At 72.9% G+C, this 3,311-nt stretch carries 3 protein-coding genes; 2 read left to right on the top strand and 1 reads right to left on the bottom strand.

The features are described from left to right. Positions 1-155 precede the first annotated feature (155 nt). Positions 156-761 carry a hypothetical protein gene (locus tag P1P75_RS40685; RefSeq protein ID WP_319264844.1) on the top strand — a complete coding sequence of 202 codons (606 nt, stop codon included), beginning with the start codon at positions 156-158 and terminating at the stop codon, positions 759-761. Positions 762-898: 137 nt separating this feature from the next. Here the strand turns inward: P1P75_RS40685 and P1P75_RS40680 are convergent, their stop codons facing one another. Continuing rightward, positions 899-1,774 (bottom strand): hypothetical protein, encoded by an 876-nt coding sequence (locus tag P1P75_RS40680; RefSeq protein WP_319264841.1) that lies wholly within the window; start codon positions 1,772-1,774, stop codon positions 899-901. A 203-nt stretch (positions 1,775-1,977) separates the two neighbouring features. Between P1P75_RS40680 and P1P75_RS40675 the strand changes: the two genes are divergently transcribed. Then, complete coding sequence (locus tag P1P75_RS40675) at positions 1,978-3,042, top strand: MerR family transcriptional regulator (protein WP_319264838.1); 1,065 nt, start codon at positions 1,978-1,980, stop codon at positions 3,040-3,042. Positions 3,043-3,311 lie beyond the last annotated feature (269 nt).

Below are 3,311 nucleotides of genomic sequence, written 5' to 3'. Positions count from 1 at the left end.
GGGATGCGCGTGGGGACGGGTGCGGGGACGGGTCGGGGACGGGTGCGGAGATGCGCGTGGGCGCGCCGCTGATCGGCAGGCGGTCGTCAACCAAATCGACAACCGGTCAGCCGGGTTTGACAGCCGACCGACGGCGGTCCTCCCGGTGGGCGACGATGGTTCCCATGCCGTCCGACACGCACCCCGCCGTCCGCCGCCCCTTCACGCCCGTCGACTTCCAGCTCGTGCTGCTGCGCCGCATGGCCGACCATAATCCGGACCTGGTGGATGACGCCCGCCATGAGCTGGGCGCCTCGCTCTACGACATGCGGGAGGCCAACAAACGCTGGCAGGCGATGGTCCGCTCGCCCCGCAGCCGGGGCGCCGCCTCCCGGTACCGCTCCGTCCTCGGAGTCCCCGAGTCGCAGGCGACGCGCCGCGTCGGCGACCTGGACTGCGAGGCCCTGGTGTGGCCGCTCCCCCTCTGGCCCGACCTCCGCTTCGAGGTGCTCCTCGCCCCGAACGGCGCCGTCTGGAACGAATGGCTCGTCCGCGCGCCGGGCGCCCCCGCCCCCACCCTGCGCACGCTCGACGACCTCACCCCCTGGTCCTGCACGGTCGACGAGGTCGCCCGCGCCTTCGCCCCCGCCCAGCCACTGGAGGGCTCGGCGCCCACCCGCTGGGGCCTGGCCTTCGCGGCACCGGACGGGGCGGGGGCACGGCGGGAGGTGGCCGCCGAGTTCACCTGGGGCCTGTTGCAGCGGACGGCGGCGCGGGGGTAGCTACCGAACGCCCCTCAGCAGGCTGGGCGAAGTCGCCGCGGTTCGGCAGCGCCCCAAGGGGCGCGGGGAACTGCGCGACCAGCCACGACGGCGCCGCAGACGATCGACGGCCCATCACCGCACTTCCAGCGGAGCGCTCAGCGGGCGCCGGCCGCCGCGAGGATCGCCTCGGCCACCCGAGGCACCGACTCCGGGTGCAGAAACAGGAAGAGGTTCGGTTCCACAAGTTCCAGCTCCATCACCCGAGGCCGGCCGTCGTCGCCGTCCACCAGGTCGACGCGCGCGTACAGCAGCTCGGGCGCGTCCGGCACGGCGGCCAACGCCCGCTCCGCCACGTCCAGTTCGGCCGCCGTGGGGGTCCAGGGCTCCAGCCCCGGATGGGCGACCTTGTCCGCGTCGAAAGCGGTTCCGGAAGCAAGCACGGCACGCTTGCGGCTGGCGTGCAGCAGGCTGCCCCCGAAGAACTGGAGGGCCCGCTCCCCTCCGGTGTCGATGCTGCGCACATACGGCTGGACCATCGCCGTCAGCCCCTCCTCGTGCATGCGCGCGAGATGGCGTACGGCGGTGTCGTGCTGGTCGGGCGTGTAGCGCGCGGCGTAACGGGCGCCGGCGCCCGAGGTGGGCTTGACGACGTACTCGTGGTCGTCGGGGAGGTCGGCCGGCTCGCCGGGGTCGAGGTAGCAGGTGGGGACGACGGGTATGCCTGCCGCGGCGAGTTCACCGAGATAGCGCTTGTCCGTGTTCCAGCGCACGACGGCGGCCGGGTTCGCGAGGCGCGTCGCCTCGGCGCAGCGCTCCGCCCACGCCGTGAACTCGGCCGCGCGCCAGCTGTAGTCCCAGGTGGAGCGGATCAGGGCGAGGTCGTAGGCGGCCCAGTCGACGTCGGCGTCGTCCCAGCACACGGCCTCCGCTCCGGCTCCGGCCTCCTCCAGCGCCCGCACCAGGACCGGCAGGTCACGGTCCTTGCTGGGCTCCGGACCGGGGTCGTAGGTGACGAGGGCGACTCTGGGCACGGGGAACTCCAAGCTGGTGATCGCCGTCCGCAACGGCTTGTGACGTCTTGTAACGACTTGCGGCGCGCACGAACCCGCAGGTTAACCGCCGCCCCCGCAACCGCGGCAACCCGTTTGACCTTCCCCTTCGGGGAAGCACCAGCATCGGTGGCGGAACGACGTGACGGACCGACGGACCGACGGACACGAGAACCGGAGTGCCCATGCACATGCTGACGATCGGCGCCTTCGCGAAGGCCTCCCGGCTGTCACCGAAGGCACTGCGACTCTACGACGAGCTGGAGCTGCTGCGGCCCGCGCGAGTCGATCCGGACACCGGTTACCGCTATTACACGACCGGCCAGCTGGAGCAGGCACGGCTGGTGGCGTGGCTGCGGCGGCTCGGCATGCCCCTCGCCCGGATCCGCGAGGTGTGCGCGCTCGACCCCGCGGCCGCCGCCACCGAGATCCGCGCCTACTGGGCGCGGGTCGAGGCGGAGACGGCCGTACGGCGGGACCTCGCGGCGTTCCTCGTGGACCAGTTGTCGCAGACACCCGAGATGTCGAGGAAGGACACCACCATGCTGGAACTTCGTTACTCCGCCCACTCGGACCGGGGCCGGGTCCGCCCGGAGAACCAGGACACGGCGTACGCCGGCGGCAGGCTGCTCGCGGTCGCGGACGGCTTCGGACCGGCGGGCGCCCCCGCCAGCAGCGCGGCCGTGGAGGCCCTGCGCTTCCTGGACACCGAGGAGGTTCCCGCGGGAGACGTCCTCAACTTCCTGGACGAGGCCGTGCGCGGCGCGAACGACGCGGTGCGCGACGCCGCGGAGGGCGCGCGCGACGCCGGTACGACCCTGACGGCTCTTGTGTGGACGGGCTCCCGCCTCGCCCTGGTCCACATCGGGGACTCCCGCGCCTACCTCCTGCGCGACGGCGCCCTGTTCCTCATCACCCACGACCACACCGTCGTCCAGTCGATGATCGACGAGGGCAGGCTGACCGCCGAGGAGGCCGTCGCCCACCCGCAGCGCGCCCTCCTCCTCAAGGCCCTGCCCGGCGCCACTGTCCCGGACGCGGAGCTGCGCCTGCACGACGCCCAGCCCGGCGACCGTTATCTCCTGTGCTCCGACGGGCTGTCGACGGTCGTCCCCGAGCCCCGTATCCGCGCCCTCCTCACGCAGACCCCCTCCCCCGCCGACACGGTCCTCGCCCTGGTCCGCGAGGCGAACGGCGCGGGCGGCCCGGACAACGTGAGCTGTGTGGTGGCCGACCTCGTGGAGAGGTGACGGGTGTCGGGAAGTGACGGGCGTCAACCTCCAAAACCGGCGGGCCGGACAGGTCATGGGGTAGGAACGACCATGACGTCCCCTGCCCGAGGAGTGTTCCGGTGTCCCCTCTCTTCCCGGCCCTGACAGGCCCGCCGCCGTCGGGCCCCCCGTCCGACCGTGTGGCGCTGCGCTTCGGTGACCGGTCCCTGACGTACGCGGAACTCGCGGGGGCGGCGGGCTCACTGGCGGGCCTGTCAGGGCCGGGAAGAGAGGGGACACCGGAACAC

Origin of the sequence: Streptomyces sp. ID05-39B, assembly GCF_033794725.1 — a bacterium.
In the GTDB taxonomy this organism is placed as follows: domain Bacteria; phylum Actinomycetota; class Actinomycetes; order Streptomycetales; family Streptomycetaceae; genus Streptomyces; species Streptomyces bobili.
This window is presented reverse-complemented; position numbering and strand designations above follow the sequence as displayed.

Excerpts from the sequence above, each read along its gene's own strand:
- P1P75_RS40685 (WP_319264844.1), top strand. The coding sequence starts at position 156 with ATGGTTCCCATGCCGTCCGACACGCACCCCGCCGTCCGCCGCCCCTTC.
- P1P75_RS40675 (WP_319264838.1), top strand. The coding sequence starts at position 1,978 with ATGCACATGCTGACGATCGGCGCCTTCGCGAAGGCCTCCCGGCTGTCA.